Source organism: Massilia sp. DWR3-1-1 (assembly GCF_049898325.1).
Taxonomy (GTDB): Bacteria; Pseudomonadota; Gammaproteobacteria; order Burkholderiales; family Burkholderiaceae_D; genus JAFCUW01.
Map to the genome: position 1 here is coordinate 1 of NZ_JAFCXL010000016.1, position 26191 is coordinate 26191.

A 26191-nucleotide genomic window follows, 5' to 3' on the forward strand; every position below is an offset into this window, starting at 1 on the left:
CCTGATACAAGCGCCGAAACGAGGGGTCGGACCCGGCGCTCGCCTCGAACCCATCGCGGGGTGGGCTTGGATGGTGCGTGCTTACGCTAATGGGCTTTCACGGTAACGGTGAAAGCGCCTTTTTTATGCAGGCGCTGCGACCGGTTCGGCGGCGAGGAAGTCGAGCAGGGTCAATGCCACCACCTTGGTGGCGCGCCGCAGGTCCTCCAGCGCCAGGCGCTCGTCGGCCTTCTTGGCGTTCGACTCGGGCACCGTGCGCGGACCGGCACCGTACAGCACTGCGGGGATGCCGTGTTCGCCGTACAGGCGCGCGTCCGCGTACAGCGGCGTGCCCAGGGCGGTGATGTCCTCGCCCATCACGGCGCGGGCGTTCTTTTGCAGGTTCGCCACCAGTTGCTGCGAGCCGGGCAACGGCCGCAGCGCTTGCGACAGCAGCAGGCGGCGGATCTCGACGCGGATGCCATCGACGCCCTCGACGGCGCCTTCGATCAGCGCGCGCACCTGCGCCTCGACCAGCACCGGGTCCTCGTCGGGAATCATGCGGCGGTCCAGTTTCAGCACCACTTTGCCGGGCACCACATTGGTGTTGGTGCCGCCGTCGATGCGGCCCACGAGCATGGTGGGCGAATCGATGCCGGGCACGCTCGACTTGATCTGCTTCAGGCGCGCCAGGTCGCCGTAGATGGCGTTGAGGATGCGGGTGGCCGCCTGCAGGGCGTCGACGCCCGTCTCCGGCATGGCGCCGTGGCCGGACTTGCCATGCACCGTCACTTCCAGTTGCAGGCAGGCGTTGTGCGCGGTGACGATGTTGTAGGAAAAACCGGCGGCGATCACCAGGTCGGGCCGGGTCAGGCCCTGTTCGAGCAGGTAGCCGGGGCCCAGCAGGCCGCCGAATTCCTCGTCGTACGTAAAATGCAGCTCGACCGCGCCACGCAACTTGACGCCGGCCGCTTCCAGCGCCCGCACGGCGAAGATGTAGGTGGCGAAGTCGCCTTTCGAGACCGCCGTAGCGCGCCCATACATATAGCCGTCTTCGATCTCGCCGCCATACGGGCCATGGGTCCAGCCTTCGCCGGGCGGCACCACGTCGCCGTGGGCGTTGAGGGCGATGGTGGGGCCGTCCGCCCCGTACGGCCGGCGCACGATCAGGTTGGTGATGCTTTGCATGCCGTAGTCGTGCACCGCCGCTTGCGGCACCGCGTGCTGCTCGGCGCTCCAGCCGAACCGTTCGACCATGTGCGCCACCGCCTCGGCGTGCGGGGCGTTGTTGCCGGGCGGGGTGTCGGTGGGTATGCGCACCACGCCCTGCAGGAAGGCGACCTGTTCGTCGAAGTGGGCGTCGATCCAGCCGGTGATGGCGTCGTGTGCTTGCATGGGGTTCCTGAAAAGAGAATTAGTGGGCGCCAGATTCGTACCAGCTGGCGATCTCGGCCCGTTCGGCCTCCGTCATCGCCGTCAGGTTCGCCAGCGGCATGGCCTTCGTCTGCACGGCCTGCTGGTAAATGCGGGCGGCGTTCTGGTGAATCAGGGCGGCGCTGTGCAGCTCGACGCCGGCCGGCGCGGCGGCGAAGCCCGCCTGCGAGGGCACGGCCGCGTGGCAGCTGGCGCAGCGCTGGGTGATGATGGCCTGGACGCGGGCAAAGCGGGCGGCCGGGTCGTTCACCGCCGTCGCCGGCGCCGGTGGCGCCGGCGCGATCGCCACCGCCAGCGCCAGCAGCACCGCCACCCCGGCCAGCGGGTAGCGCCACTCGGTGCGGCCGCGGTGGCGCAGATTGAAGAAATGGCGAATCAGCACGCCGGCCGCCATGATTGCCGCCAGCACCGCCCACGCATGCTGGTGGCGGTAGGTCATGGCGTAGTGGTTGCTGATCATGATGAACAGCACCGGCAAGGTGAAGTAATTATTGTGCACGCTGCGCTGCTTGGCGCGCAGGCCGTGGATGGGGTCGGGCCGGCCGCCGGCGGCCATCGCCGCCACCATCTTGCGCTGGCCGGGAATGATCAGCATGAGCACATTGGCCACCATGATGGTGCCGATCATGGCGCCCACGTGGATATAGGCGGCGCGCCCGCTCAGAAAATGGTGGAGCACCCAGGCGCTGGCGACCAGGAAGGCGAACATCACCACGCCAAACGCCAGGTCGTGCTGGCCCAGCTTCGAGCGGCACAGCAGGTCGTAGACGGTCCAGCCCAGCACCAGGCTGGCCAGGCCGATGCCGATCGCCTGCGCGCTCGACAGGTCGGCCACGGCGCGGTCGATCAGCATCGCCTGGGCGTTGAAGTAATACACGATGGTGAGCAGGGCGAAGCCGGACAGCCAGGTCGAATAGGCTTCCCACTTGAACCAGTGCAGTTCGGCGGGCAGTTCGGCCGGCGCCACTAGGTATTTTTGCGGGTTATAAAAGCCGCCCCCGTGCACCGCCCACAAGTGCCCCGACACGCCCTTGGCAGCGAGCTCGGAGCCGGGCGCGGGCGGCCGGATATTGTTGTCGAGCCAGACAAAATAAAACGAGGCGCCGATCCAGGCGATCCCCGTGATCACGTGCAGCCAGCGCACCAGCAGGTTGAGCCAGTCGAGCAGATAGGGGGTGAGATAGGCGAAAACTTCCATGGGGTTCCTGGTAACGGGACGGCCGGCGCGGGACGTCAAAACAGACTGCTGGCACGCTACACAAGATAGCCTGATTGGAGCCCGCCGTCATGAAAAATCGCGTATATTCGACATACCCAATTTCATATAGTCCCCATGTCCGCCCTGCCCCAGCATCTCGACATCCACCTGATCCGCATCCTCTACCTGCTGCTGGTGGAAAAAAACGTCTCGCGCGTCGCCCTCAAACTCAATCAGCCGCAGCCCTCGATTTCAGCCTCCCTGCGCAAGCTGCGCGAACTGACGGGCGACCCGCTCTTGGTGCGGGGCGCGCGCGGCATGGTGCCGACCCAGCACGGCGAAAGCCTGCTGCGCCCGGCCAAGCGCATCCTCGACGAAGCCGAGAGCCTGTTCATCAAGAAGTCGCCATTCGTGCCGGAAGAGGCGGCGCCCACCTTCCACATCGCCGCCCCCGATTACCTCGACAGCCAGTTCCTGCCCAACGTGGTGGCGGCGCTGCGCCGGGGCGCCCCCAACAGCCGGGTGATCATCCACAGCCTGGGCGCCGGCGTCGACTACCTGCGCATGCTCTCGGACGGCGACATGGACCTGGTGATCGCCAACTGGGACGAGCCGCCGCCACACCTGCACATCTCCAAGCTGTTCGAGGACCCCATCGTGTGCACCATGCGCGCCGACGCGCCCTACGCCAGGCGCACCGCGGCCGACGCCATGACGATCGAGGACTACCTGGCGCTGCCCCATGTGGCGCCGTCGCAGATGGTGCCCGGCTACCTGGGCGTGATCGACGCCTTCCTCGAGCGCCAGGGCCTGCGCCGCAAGGTGGCGGTGGAGTCGCCCTATTTCGGCCTGATTCCCTACATGCTCACGCAGACCGACCTGGTGCTCACCACCGGGCGCCAGTTCATGCGCTACTACGAAAAGACCCTGCCCCTGAAAACCTTCACGGTGCCCGTCAAATTTCCACCGATGCGTTTCTACCAGTTGTGGCACCAGCGGGTGCACCAGTCGCCCGAGCACAAGTGGCTGCGCGACCAGGTCAGCGCGGCCGCCCGCGCGCTGTCGCCATAAGTACCATCAGCGCCGGCATATGTCAGCGGTGCCACCAGGGTTTATGATCACGATTCGTATTTTCGACGGCCCCGCCATGACCACATTATCCGAACTGAACGCCTGCGACAGCGCCGCTTTCGCGCACCACCTCCACGGCATCTACGAGCACTCGCCGTGGATTCCCCTGCGCGCCGCCGCGCGCCGGCCGTTCGCCACGCTGGCCGAGCTGAAACTGGCGCTGCAGGCGGCGGTCATTGACGCCACCGAAGACGAGCAGCTTGGCCTGATCCGCGCCCACCCCGAGCTGGCCGGCAAGGCGGCCATCGCCGGCGCACTGACGGCCGAGTCGACCAGCGAGCAGGCCAGCTCGGGCCTGGACCGCTGCAGCGCCGCCGAATACGCCACCCTGCACCGGCTCAACGCCGACTACAACGATCGCTTCGGCTTTCCGTTCATCCTCGCCGTCAAGGGTCCGGACGGCCAGGGTCTCACGCGCGCCGCCATCATCGCCACCTTCGCCCGCCGCCTCAAGCACCAGCGCAGCGCCGAACTGGCCGAGTGCCTGCGCCAGATCCACCGCATCGCCGAACTGCGCCTGAACGCGCTGTTGCACGTCGAGCTGGACTTCGGCCCTGTCATCATGGCCTGGGCCGAGCAACTGGGCCAGCACAGCGACAGCGCCGACGGCCTCACCTGCGCCTACCTGACGGCGGCCCACCAGGACAGCGCGCGCCAGCTGGCCCACTGGATGGGCGAGTGCGGCATGCAGGTCCACATCGACGCCGTCGGCAACGTGGTGGGGCGCTACCGCTCGGACCGGGCCGAGGCCCGCACCCTTATCACGGGCTCCCACTACGACACCGTCAAGGACGGCGGCAAGTACGACGGCCGCCTGGGCATCCTGCTGCCGATGGCGATCGTGCGCCAGCTGCACGCGCGCGGCGAGCGCCTGCCCTACCACCTGGAGATCATCGGTTTCGCCGAAGAGGAAGGGGTGCGTTTCAAAAGCACTTTCCTGGGCAGCAATGCGGTGACGGGGCACTTCGACCTGGCCCTGCTCGACAAGGTCGATGACGCCGGCGTCCCCATGCGCGCCGCGCTGGCGGCGGCCGGCCACGATGTCGGCGCCATCGGCGCCATCGCGCGCCGGCCCGACGACATCCTCGGCTTCGTCGAGGTGCACATCGAACAGGGACCGGTGCTGCTCGAAGCGGGCCTGGCGCTGGGCGTGGTCAGCGCCATCGCCGGCAGCTCGCGCTACCTGGTCGAGCTGACGGGCTTGGCCAGCCACGCCGGCACCACCCCCATGACGATGCGCCGCGACGCGGCCGCGGCGGCGGCCGAAATCGTGCTGATGGTCGAGCAGCGCTGCCTGCTGGCGCCGTCGCTGGTGGGCACGGTCGGCCAACTGGAAGTGCCGGGCGGCTCGGTCAACGTCATCCCCGGCCACTGCAAGCTCTCGCTCGACATCCGCGCCGCCGACGACGCCGTGCGGCTGGCGGCGGTGGCCGACATCCTGGCCACCATCGACGCTATCTGCGCGCAGCGCCAGATTGAGTCGAGCGTCGTCGAAATCGTCTCGGCCCGGGCGGCGCCGTGCGCGCCGTGGCTGATGGACCAGTTGGGCGCGGCCATCGAACGGGCCGGCCTGCCCCGCTTCGACTTGCCCTCAGGCGCCGGCCACGACGCCATGGCGATGGCGGCGCTGACCGATGTGGCGATGCTGTTTACCCGCTGCGGCAATGGCGGCATCAGCCACAACCGGCTCGAGACCATGACGGCCGACGATGCCGACATCGCCGCGCGGGTGCTGCTCGACTTCCTGCGCGCCCTGGCGGTGCCGCCGCGCGCCTGAACCGATCAGGTGCCGGCCGCCTCGAGCATGGCCAGTAACAGCACGTTGCAGCCCGCTTCCAGGTGGTCGGCGCGGGCGTCCTCGATTTCGTTGTGGCTGATGCCGTCCTTGCAAGGCACGAAGATCATCCCGGCCGGCGCCAGCCGCGCCGCGTAAATGGCGTCGTGGCCGGCGCCCGAGACCACGTCCATCGTCGAGTAGCCCAGCGCGGCGGTGGCCTTGCGCACGGCGCCCACGCAGTCCGGGTGAAACGGGCATGGCGGATAGTACGACACCCGCTCGATGCTGATGGCCAGGCCGCTGTCCTGCCGCACCTGCTCGATAAAGGCCAGCATTTCCTCGTGCATGGTGTTGAGCAGAACGTCGTTGACGTTGCGCAGGTCGATGCTGAAGGTGACCTGGCCGGGAATCACGTTGCGGCTGTTGGGGAACACCTGCACCATGCCCACCGTGCCGCGCCCGTACGGCGGATAGCGGTTCGCCAGCGCCACCACTTCCTGCATGATCACGGTCGACACCTGCAGCGCGTCGCGACGCAGGCCCATCGGTGTCGGCCCCGCATGCGCCTCCATGCCGGTGACGACGCAGTCGTACCAGGACAGGCCCATCACGGCCGGCACCACGCCGATCACCTTGTCGGCGTCTTCCAGCACGGGGCCCTGCTCGATGTGCGTCTCGAAATAGGCGCCGATCGGATGCGCGCCCGGCACCTGCTCGCCCAGGTAGCCGATGCGCGCCAGTTCGTCTTTCACCGTCAGGCCGTCCGTGTCGGTGGCGGCGTAGGCCGTCTCCAGGCTGAAGGCGCCGCAAAACACGCCCGAGCCCATCATCACCGGCACGAAGCGCGAGCCTTCCTCGTTGGTCCAGAACGCCACTTCGATGGGCGCCTCCGTCTCGATGTTCAAATCATTCAGGGTGCGCACCACTTCGAGGCCGGCCAGCACGCCGTAATTGCCGTCGAACTTGCCGCCGGTGGGCTGGGTGTCGATATGGCTGCCCGTCATTACGGGCGCCAGCGCGGGATTGCGCCCTTCGCGCCGCATGAAGACGTTGCCGATCTGGTCGACGGTGACGCTCATGCCCGCGGCGACACCCCAGCCCACCACCAGGTCGCGGCCCTGGCGATCGAGGTCGGTCAGGGCCAGGCGCTTGACGCCGCCCTTGGGCGTGGCGCCGATCTGCGCCAGCTCCATCAGGGAAGCCCACAGACGGCTGCCGTCGACGCGGGCGGTCTGTGCTGCGGGGGATACGGTTGAATCGGTCATGGGGTCGGTTCTTTCAGCTCAGGCGGCGCTGTGGAGCGGGTTGGCAAATGCGGGACGGTCGATGTGGCGGCCGGCGCCCGCTTCGGCGCGCAACTGGCCCCGTTCGAAGACGATCTTGCCGGCGGCGATGGTGACGCTGTTGACGCCCTTGACGGTGCGCCCTTCAAACACATTGAAGCCGCCCTTGGCGAACTGGGTCTTGGCCGAGATGGTGCGGCTTCCCTTCGGGTCCCACACCAGCAGGTCGGCGTCGGCGCCGGCGGCGATGACGCCCTTGCGGGGGTACATATTAAAAATCTGCGCCGCGTTGGTCGAGGTGACGCGCACGAACTCGGAGGGCGTGAGCAAACCGGTCGCCACGCCCGCGTCCCACACCACCGACATGCGGTCCTCGACGCCGCCGCAGCCGTTCGGGATGCGGGTGAAGTCGTCCTTGCCGGCCGCCTTCTGCTCGGCGCAGAAGGTGCAGTGGTCGGTGGCGGTGGTGTGCAGGTTGCCGCCGCGCAGACCGCGCCACAGGGCGGCCTGGTGGTGCTTGCCGCGAAACGGCGGACTCATCACGTGGGCGCGGGCGAACTCAAGGTCCTCGCTCTGGTAGACGCTGTCGTCGATCACCAGGTGGCCGGCCAGCGCCTCGCCGTACACGCGCTGACCCTTGGCGCGGGCGCGGGTGATGGCCTCGAGCGACTCTTCGCACGAGACGTGGACGATGTAGACGGGCGTACCGAGCACGTTGGCGATGGCGATGGCGCGGTTGGCCGCCTCGGCTTCGACCGCCGGCGGGCGCGAGAGCGGATGGGCGCCGGGCCCGGTGATGCCCTTCTTGAGCAGGTCCTGCTGCAGCTGGAACACCAGCTCGCCGTTTTCGGCGTGCACGGTGGGGATCGCGCCCAGCTCGAGCGAGCGGGTAAAACTTTTGATCAGCGTTTCGTCGTCGGCCATGATGGCGTTTTTGTACGCCATGAAGTGCTTGAAGCTGTTGACGCCGTGCTCGCGCACCAGCGTGCCCATCTCGGCGTGCACGGCGTCGGACCACCACGTCACGGCGACGTGGAAGGTGTAGTCGCCGGCCGACTTGGCGGCCCAGCCGCGCCAGAGATGGTAAGCCTCGAGCAGCGACTGCTGCGGGTCGGGAATGACGAAGTCCATGATGGTGGTGGTGCCGCCGGCCAGGCCGGCGGCGGTGCCGGTGAAAAAATCGTCGGCGCTGACGGTGCCCATGAAGGGCAGCTGCATGTGGGTGTGGGTGTCGATCCCGCCCGGCAGGATGAACTGGCCGGTGGCGTCGATGACGGTGGCGTGCGGCGGCGCGTCGAGATGCTCGCCGACGGCGATGATGGTGTCGCCGAAGCAGACGACATCGGCCTTGAAAGCGCGGTCGGCGTTGACGACGGTGCCGCCGCGAATGAAGATACTCATGGTCGATTCTCCTTTGAGGGACTTACCGGGCGGGCGCCAGCACGGGGCTGTGGCCCCGCATCAACACGCCATACACCACGGCGGAAATGGCGATACCGACGAACCAGGCGTAGGTATAGATAATTTTAAAGGCCTCGGCGACGGCGGGAAACGCCGCCGGGAAGGCGGCATGCAGAAAGCCGGGAATATTCGGCAGCACGCCCAGCGCGAAGGCAACGATGGCCGCCGAGTTCCAGCCATTGCCGTACCAGTAGGCGCCGCCCTCGCGGTACAGCTGATCGACCTCGAGCTCGGTCTTGCGGACAAAATAATAGTCGACGATGAGGATGCCGGCAATCGGTCCCAGCAGCGCCGAATAGCCGATCAGCCAGGTGAAGATATAGCCCTCGGTGGTTTCCAGGATTTTCCACGGCATCATCACCAGCGCGATCGCCGCCGTCAGGTAGCCGCCCGTGCGATACGAGATGTGGCGCGGCGCCAGCGCGGAAAAATCGTAGGCTGGTCCCACCAGGTTGGCCGCCAGGTTGACGCTGACGGTGTCGACCAGCAGCACGATCAGGGCCACCAGCACGGCCGCCCCCGTCATGCGGCTGGCCAGGTCGACCGGGTCCCAGATCGCCTTGCCGTACAAGACCACGGTGGCCGAGGTGACGATGACGGCCAGCGCCGCCAGCAATCCCATCGGCAGTGGCAAGCCCACGCTCTGCCCCACCACCTGGTCTTTTTGCGACCTGGCGAAACGGGTGAAGTCAGGGATGTTGAGCGCCAGCGTGGCCCAGAAGCCCACCATGGCCGTCAGCGAGGGCCAGAAGGTGGCCCAGAACTGGCCGGCCTTCTTGCCGCCGTCGACAAACTGGGACGGCGCCTCGAGCAGGACGCCGAAGCCGCCCGCCTTGTTGTGGGCCCAGCCCAGCAGCACAAAGCAGATTAGGATTTTCAGGGGCGCGGTCCAGGTTTCGAGCTTGCGGATCGATTCCATGCCGTGCACGATGTAATAGAACTGGATGGCCCAGAAGGCGAGAAAGCAGGCCAGCTGGGCGCCGTTGATGCCCAGTCCGGCCAGCTTGTCGCCGCCGATCGGGTGGCCGGCCATGACGCCGAGCAGCGTGTAGATCATCGAGCCGCCGAACCAGGTCTGGATGCCGTACCAGCCGCAGGCGACGATCGCCCGCATCAGGGCCGGCAGCTTGGCGCCGCTGGTGCCGAACGAGGCGCGCGCCAGCACCGCGTAGGGAATGCCGTACTTGGTGCCAGCGTGGCCGATCAGCAGCATCGGCAGCAGCACGATGGCGTTGGCGAGGAACACGGTAAAAATCGCCTGGTAGCCCGACATGCCGCCTTCGATCAGGCTGGCCGACAGGGTGTAGGCGGGAATGCACATGACCATGCCGACCCACAGGGCGGCGAAGTGGTACCAGCGCCAGGTGCGCTGGGCGGCGGTGGTGGGGGCCAGGTCGGCGTTCCAGAGCTGGGGACTGCCGGACGGTTCTACATTCACGGAGGGTCTCCTGTGGCACATCGATGAATGGGACCGGAGTTGGCGCGCTGGTGCCGGTCCCTGTTGCGGCCTGCGCGACTCAGGCGAGCCGGTGCGGGTTGCGCGCGTCCTGGGTCCAGTTCATGTACGGCTTGCCGGTCTCCTGCGGCACCATGGTAATGCATGCCTCGACGGGACAGGTAATCTCGCACAGGTTGCAGCCCACGCACTCCTGCTCGATCACCTCGTAGGTGCGGACCTGGGTGACGGCGTCGATCAGCTGGGCGATCGACTGGTGCGAGGTGTCTTCGCAGGCGACGTAGCACTTGCCGCACTTGATGCACTTGTCCTGGTCGATCTGGGCGATCACCTGGTAGTTCATGTCCAGGTATTTCCAGTCGGTGGTGTTGGCCACCGCCTTGCCGCTGAACGCTGCGATGTTGGCATAGCCCTTCTCGTCCATCCAGCGCGACAGGCCATCCTTCATCTCTTCGACGATGCGAAAGCCATGCAGCATGGCGGCGGTGCACACCTGCACCGAGCCGGCGCCGAGCGCGATAAATTCGGCGGCGTCGCGCCAGTTGCCGATGCCGCCGATGCCGGAAATGGGCAGGCCGGCGGTCTGCGGATCGCGGGCGATTTCGGCCACCATGTTCAGCGCGATCGGCTTGACGGCGGCGCCGCAGTAGCCGCCGTGGGTGCTGGCGTTGCCCACCACGGGAAAGGCCACCATGCGATCGAGGTCGAGATGGGTGATCGAGTTGATGGTGTTGATCAGCGAGACGGCGTCGGCGCCGCCATTCTTGGCCGCGCGCGCCGGTGCGCGCACGTCGGTGATGTTGGGGGTGAGCTTGACGATGACGGGCAGCTTGCTGTGCTTCTTGCACCAGCGCGTGACCATCTCGACGTACTCGGGCACCTGGCCGACGGCGGCGCCCATGCCGCGCTCGGGCATGCCGTGCGGGCAGCCGAAATTGAGCTCGATGCCGTCGGCGCCGGTCGCTTCGACTTTCGGCAGGATCTCCGCCCACAGCGCCTCCTCGCACGGCAGCATGAGCGAGACGATCATGGCGCGGTCGGGCCAGTCCTTCTTGACCTGGGTGATCTCGCGCAGGTTGATTTCCAGGCTGCGGTCGGTGATCAGCTCGATGTTATTGAAGCCCACCACTTCGCGGTTCTTGCCATACAGGGCCGAATAGCGCGAGGAGACGTTGACCGCGGCCGGGTCTTCGCCCAGGGTTTTCCACACCACCCCGCCCCACCCCGCTTCGAAGGCGCGCACCACGTTGTAGGCCTTGTCGGTGGGCGGCGCGGACGCCAGCCAGAATGGATTGGGCGACTTGATGCCGCAAAAATTGATGCTCAGGTCGGCCATGCTGTCCCCGCTTTGGTCTGGATGTCGTTGTGAATGGCGTGTGCCGCCAGTTTGCCGTGCTGGACCGCTTGCACGGTCAGGTCCTGTCCGGGCGCGACGCAGTCGCCGCCCGCATACACGCCGGGCAGCACGGTGCGAAAACTGTCGTCGACGACGATCTTGTCAGCCTGCCGTTCGATCTGGCACGCCATCGCGTCGGACAGGCCGGCCGGCGCGATGCTCTGGCCGATCGCCTTGAAAATGGCGTCGGCGGCGATTTCGATGAAGGCGCCGGTGCCGACCAGGCGGCCGTTGTCCATCCGCGTTTCTTCGAAGCGCATGCCGCGCACCGTGCCGGCGTCGTCGAGCAGCACTTCGAGCGGCGCCGCCCAGGTGCGCATGCGCACGTAATTGGCCTTGGCGATGTCCTGTTCGTGGCCGGTCGCCGTCATCGACTCGAAGCCGCGGCGGTACACCAGCGTGACGTCTTCGGCGCCCAGGCGCTTGATCTGCACGGCCATGTCGATGGCGGTGTTGCCGGCGCCGATGACGATGGCGCGTCGTGGCACCGGCAAGGTAGTGAGGTCATCGCTCTGGCGCAAGGTGGCGATGTAGTCGACCGCGGCCAGCAGGCCGGGGGCGTCCTCGCCTGTCAGGCCCAACGGGCGGCTGGCATCGAGCCCCAGGCCGAGGAACACGGCGTCGTACTGGGAGTGCAGTTCGGCCAGTGTCAGGTTGCTGCCCAGCCGGCGGCCATGGCGCACTTCGATGCCGCCGATCGACAGCAGGAAGGCCACTTCGCGCTGGGCGAAGTCGCCCGGCAGCTTGTACTTCGCGATGCCGTATTCATTGAGGCCGCCCGATTTTTCGCGGGCCTCGAACACCACGACGTCGTTGCCCAGCATGGCCAGGCGGTGCGCGCACGACAGGCCGGCGGGACCGGCGCCGACCACGGCGATGACCTTGCCGGTGGCCGGTGCGCGTTCGAACGGGTGCTGCGCGAAGCTGGCGTGATCGAGTGCGTGGCGTTGCAGCAGGCCGATCTTGACGGGGCGGCCTTCGGCGTCGTGGTTGCGCACGCAGGCGTCTTCGCACAGGATTTCGGTGGGGCAGACGCGGGCGCAGGCGCCGCCCAGGATGTTTTGCTTGAGGATGCCGACGGCGGCGCCGTTGATGTTGCCGTCATGGATATTGCGGATGAAGCTGGCGACATCGATTTCGGTGGGACAGATGCGCGTGCACGGCGCGTCGTAGCAGTACAGGCAGCGGGCCGCTTCGATGGCGGCCTGGCGCGCTGTCAGCGCCGGCGCCAGGTCGGTGAACTGCGCGTCGAGCGCGTCGGCGTCGGTCAGCGCGGTGCGTGGCAAGTGTTTGAGTGATACGATCATGTGCATCCCGGGGTCTTGATAGGTCATGGCGATACATGGCGGTGCAAGCACCGCCCCAACTGCGTATAAAACGCTTATTTCATCTGTGGAAAAGCAAATTCCGCGCCCGCGCTGGCGGTGTTCGGCCAGCGCTGCATGACCGCCTTGTGGCGCGTGTAAAAGCGCACGCCTTCCGGACCATACGCGTGGTGGTCGCCGAACATGCTGCGCTTCCAGCCGCCGAAGCTGTTGAACGCCATCGGCACCGGCAGCGGCACATTCACCCCCACCATGCCCACCTGGATCTGACGCACGAATTCGCGCGCCGTGCCGCCGTCGCGCGTGTAGATGGCCACGCCGTTGCCGTACTCGTTGGCGTTGATCAGGGTGACGGCGTCGGCCACGCTGGGCAGGCGCACGATGCACAGCACCGGCCCGAAAATCTCTTCCTTGTAGATGCTCATCTGCGGGGTCACATGGTCGAACAGGGTGCCGCCCACGAAGAAGCCGTTTTCGCGGCCCGCCACCTTCAGGTTGCGCCCGTCGACGAGGATGGTGGCGCCCTGCTCGACGCCTTCGCCGATCAATTGCTCGATGCGGGCCTTGGCCGCGCTGGTGACGACCGGGCCCATTTCGGCGTCCGGCGCCATGCCGTCGTCGATCTTCAGGGCCGCGGTGCGCTGGGCCAGCGCGCCGGCCAGCTTGTCGCCGGCGTCGCCGATCGCCACCACCACCGAGATGGCCATGCAGCGCTCGCCGGCCGAGCCGTAGGCGGCGCCCATCAGGGCGTCGATGGTCATGTCCATGTCGGCGTCGGGCATCACCACCATGTGGTTCTTGGCCCCGCCCAGCGCCTGCACGCGCTTGCCGGCGGCGCTGCCGCGCGCATAAATGTATTCGGCGATCGGGGTCGAGCCGACGAAGCTGATGGCCTGCACGAGTGGATTGTCGAGCAGCGCGTCGACGGCCGTCTTGTCACCCTGGACGACGTTGAAAACGCCATCGGGCAGGCCGGCCTGCTTGAGCAGTTTGGCGTGCAGCAGCGACGGCGAAGGATCGCGCTCGGACGGCTTGAGGATGAAGGTATTGCCGCAGGCGATAGCGACGGGGAACATCCACATCGGCACCATCACGGGAAAATTGAACGGGGTGATGCCGGCCACCACGCCGAGCGGCTGGCGCATGGCCCAGGCGTCGATGCCGCGCGCGATCTGGTCGGTAAATTCCCCTTTCAGCAGTTGCGGAATACCGACGGCGAATTCGACCACCTCGATCCCGCGCGCCACTTCGCCCTGGGCGTCGGCGAAGGTCTTGCCGTGCTCGCGCGTGATGTGGGCGGCGAATTCGTCGGTGTGCTGCTGGCACAGTTGCAGGTACTTGAACAGGACCCGGGCACGCGCCAGCGGCGGCGTGTTCGACCAGGCGGGAAAGGCGGCGGCGGCGGCGGCGACGGCGTCATCGACTTCGCTGCTGCTGGCCAGGGCCACGCGCGCGCACGGCGTGCCCAGCGCGGGATTGAAGACGTCGGCGTAACGGCCGCTGGCGGTATCGACTTCCTGGCCGTTGATGAAATGGGTGATGGTAGCGAGCGTGGTGGTCATGGGGTGCTTTCGGTTCAGTCGAGGTGTTGGAGTACGGTGGTGAGCTTGCCGAACAATTCGTCGATGTGCTGTTTTTCCAGCACCAGCGGCGGCGACAGGGCGATGATGTCGCCGGTGACGCGAATGAGCACGCCGTCGGCGAAGGCCTGCTTGAAGGCGGCGAAGGCGCGCGCGCCCGGCTTGCCGGCGATCGGCGCCAGTTCGATGCCGGCGATCAGGCCGATGGTGCGGATGTCGATCACGTGCGGCAGCCCCTTGAGCGCGTGAACGGCGTCGGCCCAGTACTGCTGCATCGCCGCGGCGTGGCCCAGGATGTCCTGTTCCTGGAACACCTCGAGCGTGGCCAGCGCGGCGGCGCAGGCGATCGGGTGGCCCGAATACGTGTAACCGTGGTACAGCTCGATGCCGGCGGGCGCGCTCATGAAGGCGTCGTGGATGTGCGCCTTGCTGAACACGGCGCCCATCGGGATGACGCCGTTGGTGAGTCCCTTGGCGGTGGTCATCAGGTCCGGCTCGACGCCGAAATAGTCGGCCGCGAACGGCGTCGTCAGGCGGCCGAAACCGGTGATAACTTCATCGAAGATGAGCAGGATGCCGTGCTTGGTGCACAGCTCGCGCAAGCGTTTCAGATAGCCCTTGGGCGGGATCAGCACGCCGGTGGAACCGGCCACCGGCTCGACGATGACGGCGGCGATGTTCGACGCGTCGTGCAGGGCGACGATGCGTTCGAGTTCGTCGGCCAGGTTGGCGCCGTGTTCGGGCTCGCCCCGGGTGTACGCATTCAGGTCCAGGTTGTGGGTGTGCGGCAGGTGATCGACGCCGGTCAGCAGGGGACCGAAGCTCTTGCGGTTGCCGCCGATGCCGCCCACCGACAGGCCGCCGAAGCCGACCCCGTGGTAGCCCCGTTCGCGCCCGATCAGGCGCGTGCGCTGGCCCTCGCCGCGCGCCCGGTGGTAGGCCAGCGCCATTTTCAGGGCCGTGTCGACCGCCTCCGAACCGGAGTTGGTGTAGAACACGTGGCTGAACTTGTGGCTGGTGTAGTCCATCAGGCGCTCGGCCAGGTCGAAGGCGGCCGGGTGCCCCATCTGGAAGGTGGGGGCAAAGTCGAGCTGGCCCACCATTTCGCGCACGGCGGCGACGATCTTCGGCTGGTTGTGGCCGCAAGGCACGCACCACAGGCCGGCGGCGCCGTCGAGCACGCTGTTGCCGTCGACATCCTTGTAGTACATGCCGTCGGCCGACACCAGCAGGCGCGGGTTGGCCTTGAAGTCGCGGTTATTCGTAAAGGGCATCCAGAACGCGGACATCGAGGCGGGTCGGGCTTGATTCATTGCAGCACTCCGATTGGGACAGCTAAAAAGTTTTGACAGCGAAAAAAATTATTTACCAGTTGGCAAAATGATGATGCAATAATAGTCAGCAGCAAGTCGATGGCACAGGTACACAAATGGCAAAACGGGCCAACCGTATCGGTAAAACCACCAATACAGTTTGGCGCAGCGCAGCAAACGGAGCGAACATGACGACATTGTCGGGCTCGACACAGCAGCAGGCGGCGGCGGCGCCGGCACCGGTGGCCGGGGCGGTCGCGCTGCCCCCCGCCTGGCCCGTGCTGGCCATCGACCGCGCCCGGCGCGGCAGCCTGGTCGATCAGATCGTGGCAGCGATTGCCCAAATGGTCAAGCTGAAGGAACTACGGGTTGGAACCAAGATGCCGTCGGTACGGCAATTTGCCAGGTCGAACAGCGTGAGCACGTTCACCGTCGTCGAATCGTACGACCGCCTGCTCAATGTGGGACTGCTGACATCGCGCCGCGGTTCCGGCTTTTTTGTCGCCCGCAGCGAGCCGGCGGCGCCCGTCGTCGTCGCCGGCGCCGCCACGGCCGCCGCCGCCCTCGCCGTCGACGCCCTCACCCCGGACTTGTATTCGGGGGTGTCGGACGCGCTGCCGGTGGGCGCCGGCTGGCTGCCGCCCGAGTGGTATGGCGCGACCACCATCGTCGACGCCGTGCGCCACGCCATGAAGATCCCGGCCAGCCGCCTGCGCGGCTACGGCCATCCACTGGGCTTTCCCACCCTGCGCCAGCACCTGGCGGCGCAGCTGTCGGAGAGCCTGTTGGCCGTCGAAGCGGACCAGGTGCTGCTCACCCATGGCGCCACCCACGCCTTCGACCTGATCCTGCGCACCCTCACCAAGCCGGGCGACTGCGTGCTGGTGGAAGACCCCGGCTACAGCAACCTGACCTCGCTGATCCGCCACCACGGCTGTATCCCGGTGGCGGTGGCGCGCGGCGAGGCGGGGCTCGATTTCGACATGCTGGCGGCGCAGGCCGCGCGCACCCAGCCCAAGCTCATGTTCGTCAACACGGTGCTGCAAAACCCGCTCGGCACCTCGCTCTCGCAGGCCCAGGCGCACCGGCTGCTGGGAATGGCCGAGCAGTTCGACTTCTGGCTGGTGGAGGACGACATCTACCGCGAACTGGCCGCCCGCGGCGACGCGTCGCTGGCGGCGATGGACGGCTTGCGCCGGGTGATCCGGGTGGGCAGCTTTTCCAAGACGCTCTCGCCGGTGCTGCGGGTCGGTTCGATCTGCGCCTCGAACTCGCTGCTGCCCGAGCTGCTGCGGGTAAAAATGCTGGCCGGGCTGACCACCTCGGAAATCAACGAGCGCGCCGTCTACCACGCCGTGTCGGCGCGGCCCTACGCAAAAATGCTGGGCAGGCTCGTCGAGCAGCTCAAGACCAACCGCGAGCGCACCATCGACCTGCTGGCCGGGGTCGGCATGACGCCCATCGCCCAGCCGCGCGGCGGCATGTTCGTCAGCGCCGGCTGGCCCGGCGCGCCCACCCCGGCGCGCCATGGTCGGGCGATCGCCGAACTGGCCCTGAAAGCGGGCATCCTGCTCTCGCCCGACGAGTTCTTCCTGCTGGGGGCGCCGTCGTCCGTGTGGTTCCGCTTCAATGTCGCGTATGCGGCCGAAGCGCCCGCCCTGAGCGCGTTTTTTGCCTCGGTGCGGCCATGAGCGCGCTGGCCGACAAACCGGCCGTCAAGCGGCGCGTGCTCGACCGCGACCGCCTTGAGGCCGACCTCGTCGCCATCGCCGTGCGCGTGTTCGCCGAGAGCGGCTACGAGGGCGCCTCGATCGCCAGCGTCGCCGCCCAGGCCGGCCTGTCCAAGCAAAACCTCATGTATTATTTTCCCACCAAGCAGGCGTTGTACCAGCGGGTGCTCGACGATGTGCTCGACGAGTGGCTCGCGCGCATGGACCAGCTGGCCGATCCGCAGGGCGCGCCGGCCGACATGCTGCGCGCGTACATCCACGCCAAGCTGCGCTTCTCGCGCGAACAGCCGTGGGCCTCGCGCGTGTATGCGCTCGAAGTGATCAGCGGCGCGCCCCTGTACGGCCAGCAGATCCGCCGCCGCGTGGTGCCGCTGGTGAGAAAGGACATTGCCGTGTTCGAGCGCTGGATCGCCGAGGGCCGCATCGCAGCCGTCAACGCCACCCACCTGCTGTTTGCCATCTGGGCGATGACGCAATCGTACGCCGACTTCGCCGCCCAGATGGCGCTGGTGCTCGAGCGCAAACTGAGCGCCCGCGACTTCGCCGATGCCGAGAAGATGATTGTCGATATGGTAATCTGCGCGGTCGCCCTGCCACCACCGACCACGAAGGAAACCCATGTCCGCACTTGATGTCGTCCTGCGCAGCGAGCGCCTGATCCTGCGCCCCTTGCGCGCCGCCGACGCCGGCGCCCTCTTCGCCGCCTATTCCGACCCCGCCGTGGTGCGCTACTGGAGCGGCGCGCCATGGACGGAGATGGCGCGCGCCGACGCGTACGTGGCCGACGGCGCGCGCGAGATCGCCGAGGGCGTGGCCATGCGGCTGGGCCTGGAGGTGGCCGCCAGCGGCGCCTTCGTCGGCCAGGTCAGCCTGCACCGCTTCGACGCGCAGAACCGCCGCTGCGAACTCGGTTACGCCCTCGCCGGCCAGTACTGGGGCCAGGGCTACATGGGCGAAGCGCTGCAGACGCTGCTCGACTTCGGTTTCGACACGCTCGACCTGAACCGCGTCGAGGCCGACATCGATCCCCGCAACGGGGCTTCGCTGCGCGCCGTCGAGCGCATGGGTTTTATCCGCGAAGGCCTGCTGCGCGAGCGCTGGCTGGTGGCCGGCGAAGTGTGCGATACCGCCCTGTACGGCCTGCTGCGCAGCGCGTGGCTGGCACGGCGGGCGACGACGCCAGCGCCCCGTTAATCGGCCGCTGGCGCCGCCAGGGCCCCCGTTCTTGCAGTTCATCGGAGGGCGATGGCGATCGACCGGCGGCGGCGCTACAGTGCATCCATCGCCACCTTCTATCCGGAGCCTGTATGAAAAACCTGACCTTCTCCTCGATCAACGACCTGCTCGACGATATTGTGCGTGCCACCATGCAGGCGGCCCGCTCGCTGGGCCGCGCCATCGGCGCCATGGCCTGGCCCCAGCTGCTGGCCACCTGCGTGGTGCTGGCCCTGTTGATCACCATCGTGCCGCTGGCGCTGACCCTGTTCATCGCCTTCATGCTGGTCAAGCTGGTGGTGGCGGCGATCGTGCTGCAAAACCGCCGCGACAAGTCCTGAACGCGCTGGCACGCCATGAAAACCTCGACTGAACCGCTCGACCTGCTGCGCGACGCGCTCGCCACGGCGCGCCAGAACTGGTGGCTGTTCGTCGACTGGCTGGCCGTCGTCGAGTGGAAGCAGCTGGCCATCCTGTGGCTGCTGGTGCTGATCGGCTTCGGCCTGCTCAATGCGCCCGAGGCGGGCGTGTGGTTCATGCTCATTTCCTTCGGCGTGAAGGTGATGGGAAGCGGCAAGCGCAAGGCTGAACTGGAGGCGGCAGCGGCCGACCGCAAGGCCGACGTCGCCAACCTGGAGCGGCGCCTGACGCAGGCGCAGATGGCCACCCTGCAGGCGCAGGTCGAGCCGCATTTCCTGTTCAACACGCTGGCCCTGATCGGCCAGCTGATCGAAACCGATCCGCCCGAAGCGGCGCGCGTGCACGCCCACCTGATCGACTACCTGCGCTCGTCGCTGCCGCAGATGCGCGCGGCCGGCAGCGCCACGCTGGGCAAGCAGGTCGAGCTCTCGCGCGCCTACCTGGCCATCATGCAGGCGCGCATGAAGGAACGCCTGACGGTGCAATTCCGCGTGCCCGATTTCCTCGGCAGCGCGCCCTTCCCTCCCATGATGCTGCAAACCCTGATTGAAAACGCCATCAAGCACGGGCTCGAGCCGAACATCGCCGGTGGCCATATCACCGTCAGCGCGCGCGTCGAGGAAGCCACCCTGGTGGTCGACGTGAGCGACAACGGCGCCGGCTTTCACCCTACATCGGACGAGGGCCTGGGCCTGGCCAATATCCACGAGCGCCTGCGCCTGCTGTTCGGGCGCGACGCCGAACTGGTGATCGAGTCGCCCGCCGGCGGCGGCACGCGGGCCTCGATCCGCCTGCCCTACCAGATGATGGAGACGTCATGACGAGCGCCCTGATTGCCGACGACGAAGCGCCCATGCGCGAGCAGCTGCGCGCGCGCCTGGCGCAAGCCTGGCCGGCACTGCGCATCGTCGGCGAGGCCAGCCACGGCCTCGAAGCGGTCGAGCAGGCGCGCCTGCTGGCGCCCGACATCGTCTTTCTCGACATCCGCATGCCCGGCATGTCCGGCATCGAGGCGGCGCGCCAGCTCTACCAGCACTGCCATATCGTGTTCGTCACCGCCTACGACCAGTACGCGCTCGACGCCTTCGAACAGGGCGCCATCGATTACCTGTTAAAACCGGTCACGCCAGCGCGCCTGGCCACAACCTGCGAGCGGCTGCGCCAGCGCCTGCGCCAGGCGCCCGAGGACATCGGCGCCCAGCTGACGCGCTTGACGGCGGCGCTGCAACGGGGCGGCCCCGCCGCGCCGCCGCGGCTGCGCTGGATCCAGGCCCAGGTGGGGGCCAGCCTGCGCATGATCAACACGCGCGAAGTGCTGTTTTTCCGCTCCGACGAGAAGTACACGCGGGTGCAGACGGCGCACGCCGAACTGCTCATCCGCAAGACCCTCAAGGAACTGGCCGACGAACTCGATCCCGACGAATTCTGGCGCATCCACCGCTCCACCCTGGTGCGGGTCGACGCCATCGAGTCGGTCACGCGCGACCTGCGCGGGCGCCTGATGCTCAAGCTGCGCGACTGCCGCGAGGAACTCGAGGTCAGCCGCAATCACAGCCACCTGTTCCAGCAGATGTGAAACGCACGGATATAATTGGCCTATCATGAACGCTTCTCCCCCGACCAGGAGCGTGTCATGCCAAGCACCACTCATTCGACCCTGATTCCCTGCATCAGCTACCGCGACGCCCCGCGCGCCATCGACTGGCTCGTTGCCGTGTTCGGTTTTACCCCGCGCATGGTGGTCGACGGTGCGGACGGCAGCGTGCTGCATGCGCAGCTGACCCTCGGCGGCGGCATGATCATGCTCGGTTCGCTGACCAAGGAAGGCGCGTATGCCCGGCTGATGGCGCAGCCGGGCGACATCGGCGGGCGCCAGACCCAGACCACCTGCCTGATCGTCGACGATGTCGATGCCGTCTACGGCCGCGCGCTCGACGCCGGCGCCGCGCTGGTGATCGATATCGACGACATGGATTACGGCGGGCGGGCGTTTACCTGCCGCGACCTGGAAGGCCACGTGTGGAGCGTGGGCAGTTACGATCCGTGGCAGGGACAGGACAATTAGCTTGCCAGCGCCCCGACCAGCGCGCCATCGGCCACCTGGGCGGGCGCAATCCGGATCACCTCGCTGTACAGGGGCGGCAGCTGGCCGCACAGCGCCTGCAAGGCCGGCGGCGTCATGCGCGGCACCACGTACTGCAGCTGGCGCGGATTGTCCGCCGGCAGCGGCCCTTCCATGGTCGAGCCGTAGGCGCCCAGGTTCATGAAGCCGGTGGCGCTGTCATCGGGCCCCAGCGCCAGCACGAAGGTGCCGTGCTTGGGGTGGCCCAGGTAGCGCCGCACCGCCTCGGCGGTGACGGCGTCGGCGCCCAGCAGCAGCTGGTAGCGTAGCTGCGCGTACTGGCGCGTGCACTCCATGAACGCCGTCAGGATCGCCGAGCGGTGGCGCCGTCCCGGCGTGACCAGCAGCAGGTTGCCGAAGGCGTCGAGCAGCGCGGCGCAGTCGCCGTCACCGCCCTGGGCACGGTCCTGCGCCATCGCCGCCAGCAGGTAGGGCGCCAGGCTGGCGTCGGGTGCCTGCGGCGCGCCGCGCCAGGCCAGCGCGTTCGGGTACAGCGACTTGAGCTTGCGCACCAGCGGGTGATCGGCCGGCAGGCTGGCCGGGTCGCGCAGCTGGGCGCGCTCGACGTCGTGGTGCAGCAGTTGCTGCACCTTGTCGCTGGTCGCCTCGAGCGCCAGCGAACACAGGGCCTGGGTCGCTTCGTTGATGGTCTTGCCGATGAAGAAAGGGCGCGGCGGCGCCCCCCGCGCGGCGCGGGCGTAGCCGGAGGCGCCATTCGATGCGCCGCGCACGGCCGGATAGCACAACAGCGCCGCCGCCTGCGCGCGCAGCGGCGCCGGCAGCGCGCCAAAACGCGCGCTGGCGTCGTGGTCAATGCCGGCCCTGGCATCCTCGGCCGCCACCACCACGTTGAAACCGGCGGCCAGGATCGCCCCCGCGCACATGGCGCACGGGTCGAGCGAGGTGACGATGGTCAGTTCCTGCGGCGCCGGCAGATCCGCGCCGCGCGCGCGTTCGGCAAAGTACCAGTCGATCAACTGGCGCTCGCCGTGGGCGGTGGGGTCGAAGATCAGGCCGTCGCGCACCACCATATTGTGCAGGGCCTTGAGCACATTGCCGTGCTGGTCGAGCAGCACGCCGCCCACGCCGAACGTGCCTTAGGTCTTGGCGGCCACCGCTTCGCCCGCCGCCAGCGCCACCGCGGCCTGCACATCGATGATCTTCAAGGGCGCGTCAAGGTCGTCACTTCTGCAGGTCCCAGCTGCCAAACGCGTTGGGGAGCTGGCCGGCGGCGGTGGTGTCGAGGCGATCGCCCTTGAGGTTGGTGAGGATCACGGGCAGCTCGTTGCCGCCCAGTTCGAGCGTCACCTGGCGACAGGCGCCGCACGGGGCGATCGGGCCGTCGGTGGCGCCGATCACCGCCAGCGCGGCAAAATCGCCCGGCTTGTAGCCGTGCGCGATGGCGCTGAAAAACGCCGTCCGCTCGGCGCAGTTGCACAGGCCGTAGGAGGCGTTTTCGACGTTACAGCCGAGGAACACGCGGCCGTCCTTGCATTCCAGGGCGGCGCCCACCTTGAAATTCGAATACGGCGTGTAGGCCAGCTCGCGCGCGGCGCGCGCCTGTTCGATCAATGCTGCGTATCGCATGGCGTTCCTTACTGTGGACGAATGGTGTTGTAGGTGATGGGATTGGCCGCCGCCCGCTGTTCCCCGAGGACGTAGGCGGCCTGCACTTCGCGTACCGCCTGCTCCGCTGCCGCAGTGGTGCGCGCATGGACCATCGCCAGCGGCTCGCCGACGGCGAACTGCTGGCCCAGTTCGGCCAGGCCCGACAGGCCCACCGCGAAATCGATCGGGTCTTCCGGACGACGGCGGCCGCCGCCCAGGCTGACCACGGCCAGGCCCAGCGCACGGCAGTCGGTGCTGCTGGCGTAGCCGGCGCGCAGGGCCGGCACGGGCACGATGACGGGCGCCGTTTCCAGGTAGGCGTCGGGCTTGTCCATCAGGTCGGCCGGGCCGCCCAGCGCCGCCACCATGCGCGCAAAGCGGCTGGCCGCTTCGCCCGAGTCGAGCGCCGCCTGCAGCCTGACGCGTGCGTCTGCCTCGTTGGCGGCCAGTTTGCCCAGCACCAGCATCTCGGCGCACAGCGCCATCGTCACTTCGTGCAGGCGCGCCGGGCGCGACACGCCCGTCAGGTAATCCATCGCCTGGCGCACTTCCAGCGCATTGCCGGCCACCGGGCACAGCGACTCGTTCATGTCCGTCAAAATCGCCGAGGTGCGGGTGCCGGCGCCATTGCCGACATGGACGATGCTCTCGGCCAGCTCGACCGATTTGTCGAAACTGGGCATGAAGGCGCCGGTGCCGACCTTGACGTCCATCACCAGCGCGTCCAGGCCCGCCGACAGTTTTTTCGACAGGATCGAGCCGGTGATCATGGCCACCGATTCGACCGTCGCCGTGGTGTCGCGGATGCTGTAGAAACGCTTGTCGGCGGGCGCCAGTTCGGCGGTCTGGCCGATGATGGCCACGCCCACGTCCTTGACCACCTGGCGGAACAGGGCCGGCGACGGCACCGTGCTGTAGCCGGGGATCGAATCGAATTTGTCGAGCGTGCCGCCGGTATGGCCCAGGCCACGGCCGGAAATCATCGGCACGAAACCGCCGCAGGCGGCGATCATCGGCCCCAGCATGAGCGAGACGACGTCGCCGACGCCGCCCGTCGAGTGCTTGTCGACGACGGGACCGGGCAGGTCCATCGAGCGCCATTCCATGACCTGGCCGGAGTCGCGCATGGCCAGCGTGAAGGCGACGCGCTCGTCCATGTTCATGTCGTTGAAATAGACGGCCATGGCGAGGGCGGCGATCTGCCCTTCGGTGGTGGCGCCGCTGGTGATGCCGCCGACGAAAAAGCGGATTTCTTCGCCGGACAGGGCCAGGCCATTGCGTTTTTTACGGACGATTTCCTGATTGAGAAACATAGACACTTTCAATGACAAAACCGGGGAACACCCGGTTTTGCTGGATAGATGGAGAGAGGGGCTTGCTCAGACGCCGTAAGGAATCCACACGTTTTTTACCTGGCTGGCGTGGGCCAGCACCGCGCGGCCACCGGCCTGCTTGATGTCGTACCAGTCGCGCCCGCGCGCGCCGCCCACCCAGGTGCGCTTGAGGGTGCCGGCCGAGAGGCGCTCGACTTCGGCGCAACCTGCGGCCGAGCCGTCGTGGCGCCATACGGCATCGATGTCGCCGTGGGTGGCCAGGGTGCGCGCCAGTTCGTCGGCACTGCCGCTGACGATATTGAGTACGCCACCGGGCAAATCGGAGGTGTCGAGCACCTGGTACAGGTCGAGCGCGGCCAGCGGATGGGCTTCCGAGGGCACCGCGATGACGCGGTTGCCCATCGCCAGCGCGGGCGCCACCAGCGAAATGAAGCCCAGCAGCGGCGCTTCGTTCGGGCAGATGATGCCGATCACGCCGACCGGCTCGTTCAGCGCCACGGTGATGCCGTGCATGGGCGGCTGGTGCGCCAGGCCGTCGTACTTGTCGGCCCAGGCGGCGTAATAGAACAATCGCTCGATCGACGCCTGCACTTCCTTGTGCGGATCGCTCGCGCCCGTCATGGCGGCCAGGCGGGCGGCGAATTCGTCGGCGCGCACGGCCAGGTTTTCGGCGATGTAGTACAGCACCTGGGCGCGGTTGTGGGCGGTCGCGCGGGTCCAGCCGGCGGCCTTGTGGGCTGCCTCGACGGCGTTGCGGATGTCCTTGCGGCTGCCTTCGCCGATGTCGGCCAGGAAGGCGCCGTCGGCGCCGTGCACGGCGCGGCTGTAGGCGCTGTCAGGACGCGCCTGCTTGCCGCCGATGTACATCTTGGCGGTGCGGTCGATGGCGAACACGCCACCGGCCGTGCTCGCGGCGCGGGCCTTGCCCTTCGCTTCGAGCAGCGGCGCGGCCGGGCGGGCGTCTTCCGACAGGGCCGTCATGTACTCGAGCATGCCCTCCTTGCCCCCTTCGCGGCCGAAACCGGACTCGCGGTAACCGCCGAAACCGCAGGCGGCGTCGAACTGGTTGGCAGTGTTGATCCACACCACGCCGGCCTTGATTTGCGGGGCGACGTCGAGCGCCAGGCTGATCGACTCCGACCAGACGCAGGCGGCCAGCCCGTACACGGTGTTATTGGCCAGCTGCACCGCCTCGGCGGGCGTGCGAAAACTCATCGCCACCAGCACGGGACCGAAGATTTCCGCCTGCGCCACGGCGGCCGAGGTGGAGGCGCCCGTGATCAGGGTCGGCAGGTACCACGAGCCGTCGGCCGGCACCTCGCAGGCCGGTTGATAGATGGTGCAGCCTTCGGCGCGCGCCGACTCCACCAGAGCATCGATGCGCTGGCGCTGCACCGGGTCGACCAGGGCGCCCACGTCCATCGATTTATCGAGCGGCGAGCCGACCCGCAGATTGTCCATGCGGGCGCGTACCTTGGCCAGGAAGCGCTGTTCAACCGATTCCTGCACCAGCAGGCGCGAACCGGCGCAGCAGACCTGGCCCTGGTTGAACCAGATCGAGTCGACCAGGCCTTCGACGGCGGCGTCGAGGTCGGCGTCTTCAAAGACGATGAAGGGCGACTTGCCGCCCAGTTCCAGCGACAGTTTTTTGCCGGTGCCGGCGGTGGCCTTGCGGATGATGCGGCCCACTTCGGTCGAGCCCGTGAACGCCAGCTTGTCGATGCCCGCATGGTGGACGATCGCTTCGCCCACGCTGCCGTCGCCGGTGACGATGTTGACGACGCCGGCCGGCACACCGGCCTGCACGCAGATCTCGGCGAACAGCAGCGCCGTGAGCGAGGTGAATTCGGCCGGCTTGAACACCACCGTGTTACCGGCGGCCAGCGCCGGGGCGATTTTCCAGGCCAGCATCAGGAGCGGGAAATTCCACGGCACGATCTGGCCCACCACGCCGACGGCGCGGTAGTCGGCGAATTCTTCGGCCTGGATCTGGGCCCAGCCGGCGTGGTGGTAGAAATGGCGGGCCGCCAGCGGCAGGTCGGCGTCGCGCGTTTCGCGGATGGTCTTGCCGTTGTCGAGCGTTTCGATGACGGCGAACAGGCGGGCGTGCTTTTGCAGCAGGCGCGCCAGCGCGTACAGCACGCGCGCACGGCCATGGCCGCCCAGCGCCACCCATCCCGGCTGGGCGCGCCGCGCGGCCGCCACGGCGCGGTCGACGTCGTCGGCGCTGGCCTGGCTGATCTGCGCCAGTTCGACGCCGGTGGCCGGATCGATCGAAGCGAAGGTGGCGGCGGGCTCGGTCCAGGCATTGTCGATGAACAGGCCGAAGCTGCGCGCGTGCTGGTCGAGCCAGGCGTGGGCTTCTTTGGTGCTTTCGGGAGCGGGGCCGTAGTCCATGGTGGTGAGAATCTCGTTGATAGTTGGCATGA

22 protein-coding genes are annotated in these 26191 nt (G+C 67.7%); 9 read left to right on the plus strand and 13 right to left on the minus strand.

Annotated elements, in window-relative coordinates:
- Window positions 1-123 precede the first annotated feature (123 nt).
- Window positions 124-1374, minus strand: a complete 1251-nt coding sequence (locus ACP7EY_RS16765; RefSeq protein WP_426195565.1) for a M20/M25/M40 family metallo-hydrolase — start codon at window positions 1372-1374, stop codon at window positions 124-126.
- Between the two features lie 19 nt (window positions 1375-1393).
- Window positions 1394-2611: a urate hydroxylase PuuD gene (locus ACP7EY_RS16770; protein ID WP_426195567.1), complete on the minus strand. Its 1218-nt coding sequence runs from the start codon at window positions 2609-2611 to the stop codon at window positions 1394-1396.
- Window positions 2612-2746: 135 nt separating this feature from the next.
- On the opposite strand from ACP7EY_RS16770, the gene ACP7EY_RS16775 reads away from it, so the two are divergent.
- Both ACP7EY_RS16775 and ACP7EY_RS16780 read left to right on the plus strand, forming a co-directional pair.
- Window positions 2747-3682: a LysR substrate-binding domain-containing protein gene (locus tag ACP7EY_RS16775; RefSeq protein ID WP_426195569.1), complete on the plus strand. Its 936-nt coding sequence runs from the start codon at window positions 2747-2749 to the stop codon at window positions 3680-3682.
- Between the two features lie 76 nt (window positions 3683-3758).
- On the plus strand, window positions 3759-5519 hold the full coding sequence (locus ACP7EY_RS16780) for an allantoate amidohydrolase (RefSeq protein ID WP_426195571.1): 1761 nt from the start codon (window positions 3759-3761) through the stop codon (window positions 5517-5519).
- Between the two features lie 5 nt (window positions 5520-5524).
- Here ACP7EY_RS16780 and ACP7EY_RS16785 read toward each other — a convergent pair whose 3' ends face one another.
- From ACP7EY_RS16785 to ACP7EY_RS16815, 7 genes are all read right to left on the minus strand, one after another.
- Complete coding sequence (locus ACP7EY_RS16785) at window positions 5525-6784, minus strand: Zn-dependent hydrolase (protein ID WP_426195573.1); 1260 nt, start codon at window positions 6782-6784, stop codon at window positions 5525-5527.
- A gap of 18 nt (window positions 6785-6802) precedes the next feature.
- Window positions 6803-8203 carry a dihydropyrimidinase gene (gene hydA / locus ACP7EY_RS16790; protein WP_426195575.1) on the minus strand — a complete coding sequence of 467 codons (1401 nt, stop codon included), beginning with the start codon at window positions 8201-8203 and terminating at the stop codon, window positions 6803-6805.
- Window positions 8204-8225: 22 nt separating this feature from the next.
- The gene (locus ACP7EY_RS16795) at window positions 8226-9722 is read right to left on the minus strand and encodes an NCS1 family nucleobase:cation symporter-1 (protein WP_426195577.1); all 1497 of its coding nucleotides are present in this window, start codon (window positions 9720-9722) and stop codon (window positions 8226-8228) included.
- A 58-nt stretch (window positions 9723-9780) separates the two neighbouring features.
- Window positions 9781-11055: an NAD-dependent dihydropyrimidine dehydrogenase subunit PreA gene (preA, locus tag ACP7EY_RS16800; protein ID WP_426195579.1), complete on the minus strand. Its 1275-nt coding sequence runs from the start codon at window positions 11053-11055 to the stop codon at window positions 9781-9783.
- Window positions 11043-12422 (minus strand): NAD(P)-dependent oxidoreductase, encoded by a 1380-nt coding sequence (locus ACP7EY_RS16805; RefSeq protein ID WP_426195581.1) that lies wholly within the window; start codon window positions 12420-12422, stop codon window positions 11043-11045. The genes preA and ACP7EY_RS16805 overlap by 13 nt, the downstream gene beginning before the upstream one ends.
- Window positions 12423-12496: 74 nt before the next feature.
- Complete coding sequence (locus tag ACP7EY_RS16810; RefSeq protein WP_426195583.1) at window positions 12497-14002, minus strand: CoA-acylating methylmalonate-semialdehyde dehydrogenase; 1506 nt, start codon at window positions 14000-14002, stop codon at window positions 12497-12499.
- 14 nt (window positions 14003-14016) lie between these two features.
- A complete protein-coding gene (locus ACP7EY_RS16815; RefSeq protein WP_426195585.1) occupies window positions 14017-15333 on the minus strand; it encodes an aspartate aminotransferase family protein in 1317 nt (438 codons plus the stop codon).
- Window positions 15334-15521: 188 nt separating this feature from the next.
- On the opposite strand from ACP7EY_RS16815, the gene ACP7EY_RS16820 reads away from it, so the two are divergent.
- The 7 genes from ACP7EY_RS16820 to ACP7EY_RS16850 all read left to right on the plus strand — a co-directional run bounded on the left by ACP7EY_RS16820 (window position 15522) and on the right by ACP7EY_RS16850 (window position 20763).
- On the plus strand, window positions 15522-17024 hold the full coding sequence (locus ACP7EY_RS16820) for a PLP-dependent aminotransferase family protein (RefSeq protein WP_426195587.1): 1503 nt from the start codon (window positions 15522-15524) through the stop codon (window positions 17022-17024).
- The gene (locus tag ACP7EY_RS16825) at window positions 17021-17695 is read left to right on the plus strand and encodes a TetR/AcrR family transcriptional regulator (protein WP_426195589.1); all 675 of its coding nucleotides are present in this window, start codon (window positions 17021-17023) and stop codon (window positions 17693-17695) included. The genes ACP7EY_RS16820 and ACP7EY_RS16825 overlap by 4 nt, the downstream gene beginning before the upstream one ends.
- Window positions 17682-18257, plus strand: coding sequence for a GNAT family N-acetyltransferase (locus ACP7EY_RS16830; protein ID WP_426195591.1), 576 nt, complete (start codon window positions 17682-17684; stop codon window positions 18255-18257). Before ACP7EY_RS16825 ends, ACP7EY_RS16830 begins: the two co-directional genes overlap by 14 nt.
- A 113-nt stretch (window positions 18258-18370) precedes the next feature.
- On the plus strand, window positions 18371-18619 hold the full coding sequence (locus ACP7EY_RS16835; protein ID WP_426195593.1) for a hypothetical protein: 249 nt from the start codon (window positions 18371-18373) through the stop codon (window positions 18617-18619).
- A gap of 15 nt (window positions 18620-18634) precedes the next feature.
- Entirely contained in the window at window positions 18635-19519 is an 885-nt protein-coding gene (locus ACP7EY_RS16840; RefSeq protein ID WP_426195594.1) for a sensor histidine kinase, read from the plus strand.
- The gene (locus ACP7EY_RS16845; protein WP_426195596.1) at window positions 19516-20274 is read left to right on the plus strand and encodes a LytR/AlgR family response regulator transcription factor; all 759 of its coding nucleotides are present in this window, start codon (window positions 19516-19518) and stop codon (window positions 20272-20274) included. Before ACP7EY_RS16840 ends, ACP7EY_RS16845 begins: the two co-directional genes overlap by 4 nt.
- Before the next feature lie 57 nt (window positions 20275-20331).
- Window positions 20332-20763 (plus strand): VOC family protein, encoded by a 432-nt coding sequence (locus ACP7EY_RS16850; RefSeq protein ID WP_426195598.1) that lies wholly within the window; start codon window positions 20332-20334, stop codon window positions 20761-20763.
- On the opposite strand, the gene ACP7EY_RS16855 is transcribed toward ACP7EY_RS16850, so the two are convergent.
- The 4 genes from ACP7EY_RS16855 to ACP7EY_RS16870 form a co-directional block, all read right to left on the minus strand.
- Window positions 20760-21905, minus strand: coding sequence for a nucleoside deaminase (locus ACP7EY_RS16855; RefSeq protein ID WP_426195600.1), 1146 nt, complete (start codon window positions 21903-21905; stop codon window positions 20760-20762). The two genes, ACP7EY_RS16850 and ACP7EY_RS16855, sit on opposite strands and share 4 nt — an antisense overlap.
- Before the next feature lie 97 nt (window positions 21906-22002).
- The gene (locus ACP7EY_RS16860; protein WP_426195602.1) at window positions 22003-22407 is read right to left on the minus strand and encodes a cytidine deaminase; all 405 of its coding nucleotides are present in this window, start codon (window positions 22405-22407) and stop codon (window positions 22003-22005) included.
- An 8-nt stretch (window positions 22408-22415) separates the two neighbouring features.
- The gene (deoA, locus tag ACP7EY_RS16865; RefSeq protein WP_426195604.1) at window positions 22416-23741 is read right to left on the minus strand and encodes a thymidine phosphorylase; all 1326 of its coding nucleotides are present in this window, start codon (window positions 23739-23741) and stop codon (window positions 22416-22418) included.
- Between the two features lie 66 nt (window positions 23742-23807).
- Window positions 23808-26189 carry an aldehyde dehydrogenase family protein gene (locus ACP7EY_RS16870; RefSeq protein WP_426195606.1) on the minus strand — a complete coding sequence of 794 codons (2382 nt, stop codon included), beginning with the start codon at window positions 26187-26189 and terminating at the stop codon, window positions 23808-23810.
- Window positions 26190-26191 lie beyond the last annotated feature (2 nt).

What these genes read in the sequence shown, in the direction of transcription:
- preA (WP_426195579.1), bottom strand. Translation starts at nt 11,055, where the DNA reads ATGGCCGACCTGAGCATCAATTTTTGCGGCATCAAGTCGCCCAATCCA.
- ACP7EY_RS16780 (WP_426195571.1), top strand. Translation starts at nt 3,759, where the DNA reads ATGACCACATTATCCGAACTGAACGCCTGCGACAGCGCCGCTTTCGCG.
- ACP7EY_RS16770 (WP_426195567.1), bottom strand. Translation starts at nt 2,611, where the DNA reads ATGGAAGTTTTCGCCTATCTCACCCCCTATCTGCTCGACTGGCTCAAC.
- ACP7EY_RS16860 (WP_426195602.1), bottom strand. Translation starts at nt 22,407, where the DNA reads ATGCGATACGCAGCATTGATCGAACAGGCGCGCGCCGCGCGCGAGCTG.
- ACP7EY_RS16835 (WP_426195593.1), top strand. Translation starts at nt 18,371, where the DNA reads ATGAAAAACCTGACCTTCTCCTCGATCAACGACCTGCTCGACGATATT.
- ACP7EY_RS16765 (WP_426195565.1), bottom strand. Translation starts at nt 1,374, where the DNA reads ATGCAAGCACACGACGCCATCACCGGCTGGATCGACGCCCACTTCGAC.
- ACP7EY_RS16775 (WP_426195569.1), top strand. Translation starts at nt 2,747, where the DNA reads ATGTCCGCCCTGCCCCAGCATCTCGACATCCACCTGATCCGCATCCTC.
- ACP7EY_RS16815 (WP_426195585.1), bottom strand. Translation starts at nt 15,333, where the DNA reads ATGAATCAAGCCCGACCCGCCTCGATGTCCGCGTTCTGGATGCCCTTT.
- ACP7EY_RS16850 (WP_426195598.1), top strand. Translation starts at nt 20,332, where the DNA reads ATGCCAAGCACCACTCATTCGACCCTGATTCCCTGCATCAGCTACCGC.
- ACP7EY_RS16785 (WP_426195573.1), bottom strand. Translation starts at nt 6,784, where the DNA reads ATGACCGATTCAACCGTATCCCCCGCAGCACAGACCGCCCGCGTCGAC.
- ACP7EY_RS16805 (WP_426195581.1), bottom strand. Translation starts at nt 12,422, where the DNA reads ATGATCGTATCACTCAAACACTTGCCACGCACCGCGCTGACCGACGCC.
- ACP7EY_RS16830 (WP_426195591.1), top strand. Translation starts at nt 17,682, where the DNA reads ATGTCCGCACTTGATGTCGTCCTGCGCAGCGAGCGCCTGATCCTGCGC.
- ACP7EY_RS16810 (WP_426195583.1), bottom strand. Translation starts at nt 14,002, where the DNA reads ATGACCACCACGCTCGCTACCATCACCCATTTCATCAACGGCCAGGAA.
- ACP7EY_RS16840 (WP_426195594.1), top strand. Translation starts at nt 18,635, where the DNA reads ATGAAAACCTCGACTGAACCGCTCGACCTGCTGCGCGACGCGCTCGCC.
- hydA (WP_426195575.1), bottom strand. Translation starts at nt 8,203, where the DNA reads ATGAGTATCTTCATTCGCGGCGGCACCGTCGTCAACGCCGACCGCGCT.
- deoA (WP_426195604.1), bottom strand. Translation starts at nt 23,741, where the DNA reads ATGTTTCTCAATCAGGAAATCGTCCGTAAAAAACGCAATGGCCTGGCC.
- ACP7EY_RS16820 (WP_426195587.1), top strand. Translation starts at nt 15,522, where the DNA reads ATGACGACATTGTCGGGCTCGACACAGCAGCAGGCGGCGGCGGCGCCG.
- ACP7EY_RS16825 (WP_426195589.1), top strand. Translation starts at nt 17,021, where the DNA reads ATGAGCGCGCTGGCCGACAAACCGGCCGTCAAGCGGCGCGTGCTCGAC.
- ACP7EY_RS16845 (WP_426195596.1), top strand. Translation starts at nt 19,516, where the DNA reads ATGACGAGCGCCCTGATTGCCGACGACGAAGCGCCCATGCGCGAGCAG.
- ACP7EY_RS16795 (WP_426195577.1), bottom strand. Translation starts at nt 9,722, where the DNA reads ATGTGCCACAGGAGACCCTCCGTGAATGTAGAACCGTCCGGCAGTCCC.
- ACP7EY_RS16870 (WP_426195606.1), bottom strand. Translation starts at nt 26,189, where the DNA reads ATGCCAACTATCAACGAGATTCTCACCACCATGGACTACGGCCCCGCT.